Raw genomic sequence first — 3,365 nt, 5'->3', positions numbered from 1 at the left:
CACACGACGAACCGTCCCAGACCGGAAGCCCTACACACCAGGGCGATCAACACACCACAAGATCAAAGAGTCACACGTTCAGGACACCGCACGAACGTGCGGAGTACAGGGGTTCCTGGGCTACTTCGCGATCCACAGATCCTCGGGTAGCAGGGAACCCGCACCGTACTGCACGATGCCGCCCACGTTCTTGCCCGTGATGACGGCAGGCGCCGACCGGGTGAGGAAGATGGCCGGCATCGCCTCGGTCAACCGTGCCTGCGCCGCGTCGTAGGCCGCCTTACGCTGCTCCAACGACGTCCCGGTCCGGCCGGCCAACAGATTCCTGTCGAGCTCCGGGTCCACGAGGCCGGGCATGTTCGCCGGCGAGTTCCCGGTGAAGTTCGCCAACAGCCGCGGCTCGGGGTCCTGGAAGGCCGCGGCGGATACGATCGCGTCGAAGTCGTGGGTCGTGCGCATCGCGCCGACCTGCGAGTAGTCGACGGTCGCGACCTCGACCTTGACGTTCTTGAAGCTGCCGAGCTGGGCCTGGACGTTCTCCGCGATCGCCCTGTTCTCGCTGGACGGATAGGTGGAGAACGTGAAGGACACGGGTTTGCCCTCGGCGGCCAGCTCGTCGAAGAGTTTCTGGGCCTTCGCCCGGTCCACGGTCGTCAGTGGCTTGTCCGAGTAGAAGGGGGAGTTCTTGGTGAACAGCGTGTCAACCACCTGGCCTTCGCCGTTGTAGACGGCGAGGTTCAGCGCATCGATGTCGAGCGCCGCGGCCACGGCCTGTCGGGCGCGAATATCGTTGAACGGCTCTCTGCGCGTGTTCAGGGCGATGAAGTAGCCACCGCTGAGCGGCAGGAGGTCGGTCGGCAGACCCGCCTTCTCGGCCTTGGCCAGGTTGATCCAGTTCGTCTCGACGGCAACATCGGCGCCGTCACTGATCAGGGTGTTGTAACGCTGGTCGGAGTCGAGCACCGCGCGCATCGTGATGCCGTCGAGGTAGGGCTTGGGTGCGTCCCAGTAGCGGGGGTTCTTGACGAGCCTGATCTCGGCCTGCCTGGTCCAGCTCTGCAGAGTGAAGGGGCCGGCGCCGACAGGGCTCTCGTCGAAGGTCTGCTGACCCTTCCGCAGGGCCGCCGGTGAGGCGATCCAGTTCATCGCCGAGCCGACGATCGCCTGCGCGTACGCGGTCACGGGAGTGGTCATCGTGACTTTCAGGGTGACGTTGTCGACTACCTCGGTCGAGGCGACCATCGCCGCTTCCGCCGCGCTGGGTGAGGCGCTGGCCGGGTCCTTGAGTCGGTCCCAGTTGAATTTCACCGCTTCGGCATTGAGCGGAGTGCCGTCGGAGAAGACCAGCCCGGGCCGCAGCTTCAGCGCGAAGGTCGCGCCACCGTCGGTCGTGGCGAAGGACTCGGCCATCGAGTACGCGACCTTGCCGTCTCGTCCGTGGTCATCAGGGTGCCGTACAGGGCGTTACCCAGCACGGCGGTGATCGCGGCCTGGTTGCCGAGGGATGCCGGGTCCAGGCTGCGCGGATCGCTCAGTATGAGGATCCGGGCGGTACCCCCGGCCACCGGCTCACCAGAGGGACCCGCGGTTCCCGTGGACGGACTGGAATCCCCGCCTCCACAGGCCCCCAGGACGAGTGCGGCGCAGCAGGCAACAGCCGCGCCGAGTAATCGGCTCTTACGCATCATCAGTGACCTCCCGTTTTTCTCATGACAGAAAGAAGGCGGGGCCGCGGCCGACCAGCTGACGATGACCGCGCCGTCGACCTGTTCGGGTTCAGGTGGTGATCGCGGGTCGGTCGTCCAGTTCGATCCCGACTTCCTTGAGCTCGCGCTCGGCCCAGAACAGGCGGCCGGTGTATTCCATGGGATCGGCACAGGAGGCGAAGTAGGCGAGCATGCGGGCGGGGACCTCCATCGGCACGGCCACGCTGTCGTCGAGGCCGGACTCCTTGACGCGGATGGCCGTGAGCTCGGTGGCGACCAGGCCCGGGTGCATGCCGATCACGGCGATGCCCTTCCGGGCGAGCTCGGGAGCCAGTACATTGCCGAGCCGGTCGAGCGCCCGCTTGCTGCAGTAGTAGCCGGGCACCGCGAGGCTGAACCCACCGATGTTCTCGAGCTTGGGAAGCTCCTCCGGCTGGCGGAAGACCTCACCGCTGCCGGTGCTGAGGTTGATGATGCGCCCGCCACCGCGACTCTCCATAATCGGAGTCACCAGCTGTATGAGCGTGAAGGGTGCGTGGAGGTTGACCGCGAACTGGTACAGCCAGTCCTCACGCGTCAGCTCCAGAAATCTTTTCGACCAGATCTCGCCGGCGGTGGGGCCGCCGCGTTGTTGATGAGCACGTCGACGCCACCGAACCGCTCGACGGCGGCGTCGACCAGGCGCTCGAGATCCGCGGTCTCGGCCAGATCGGTCTGCACGGCGATCGCGCTGGCTCCCGTGTTCTCGATCTCGGTCAGCGTCTCGTTCAGGGTGCCGGGCAGCGTTCTGTCCGGCTCGACCGTTCGTGCGGCCAGGACCAGGTTCGCGCCGCGGCGGGCGAACGTCTGGGCCGCCTGCCTGCCGATGCCACGGCTGGCCCCTGTGATGATCACGACCTTGCCGGCCAGGTCGAGTTCCTCGTGTCGCTGCATCGTCATACGATCTCCGTCCTCCATTTGACCGATGTTCAAATGGAGGGTAGCACGGCCCCATCGCGCGTCCCCGGTCCTCGCGGTCGAGGTGGCCGGGTTTCCAGAGCGTCGAGGGGTGTCGGTCGGACCCGGCCGAGGAGGATCGCGAGGTCTTGCGTGTGCGCGAGGACGTCGGCCAGGACGTCGGGGGTAGTTCGGCGAGGCGGGCAGGTGTCGGGCGTCTGCCTACCGCGGTAGATCCGTGACGATCCGCTGGTCGTTCCCCGCGATGGCGTGACGCGGCGTGAGGTCGTGGCTGAGGCGGCGGAGGAAGCTGTCGCGGGCGTGTACCCCTTCGGCGGTCCTAGGCGGGCGGAGGGGGCTCTGTGGCGTCAGGGCGGCGTGGGTGGGCGACATCGCGTACCCGCCACCGCCACTTGGCGCACGGCGCGCTGCGTCCCGGCCGAGGAAGGCCGGGCCGTCGAGCGGGTCGGCCAGGTCGAGGGCGTTCCTTCAGCAGAGCCGACGCGTACCCGGCTGGGGAGCCAGGGGTCCCAGCGACGCCCGGCACGATCGGGTGCCGCAGGATAGCTGTCTCCTTGATCCCGGAAAATCTACTCCCGCCGCAGTAGACATCGAGTTCTGTCCTGGATAGAGTTCCTGTCGTAGCGAAGGAAGTCACATGGTCGCGGCAGACATGAACTGGCGCGAGCAGGGCGGTGGCCAGGGCGGGCCGCCGAGTACCAC

Annotated in this window: 2 protein-coding genes and 2 pseudogenes; all 4 read right to left on the bottom strand. The window is 67.1% G+C overall.

Translation table 11 applies throughout. The features are described from left to right. Nucleotides 1-120 precede the first annotated feature (120 nt). Nucleotides 121-1,688, bottom strand: a pseudogene (locus tag BBK14_RS09790) (ABC transporter substrate-binding protein). An 88-nt stretch (nucleotides 1,689-1,776) separates the two neighbouring features. Beyond that, nucleotides 1,777-2,205, bottom strand: coding sequence for an SDR family NAD(P)-dependent oxidoreductase (locus BBK14_RS42770; RefSeq protein WP_338045445.1), 429 nt, complete (start codon nucleotides 2,203-2,205; stop codon nucleotides 1,777-1,779). Nucleotides 2,206-2,208: 3 nt separating this feature from the next. After that, nucleotides 2,209-2,268 (bottom strand): annotated as a pseudogene (locus tag BBK14_RS42765) (hypothetical protein); the annotation flags it as partial. Between the two features lie 14 nt (nucleotides 2,269-2,282). Then, nucleotides 2,283-2,645, bottom strand: a complete 363-nt coding sequence (locus BBK14_RS42760) for an SDR family NAD(P)-dependent oxidoreductase (RefSeq protein WP_275078468.1) — start codon at nucleotides 2,643-2,645, stop codon at nucleotides 2,283-2,285. Nucleotides 2,646-3,365 lie beyond the last annotated feature (720 nt).

It is taken from the genome of Parafrankia soli (assembly GCF_001854695.1).
Taxonomy (GTDB): domain Bacteria; phylum Actinomycetota; class Actinomycetes; order Frankiales; family Frankiaceae; genus Parafrankia; species Parafrankia soli.
Note: the sequence above shows the minus strand (reverse complement) of the source record. Positions and strands in the feature narration are given on the sequence as shown.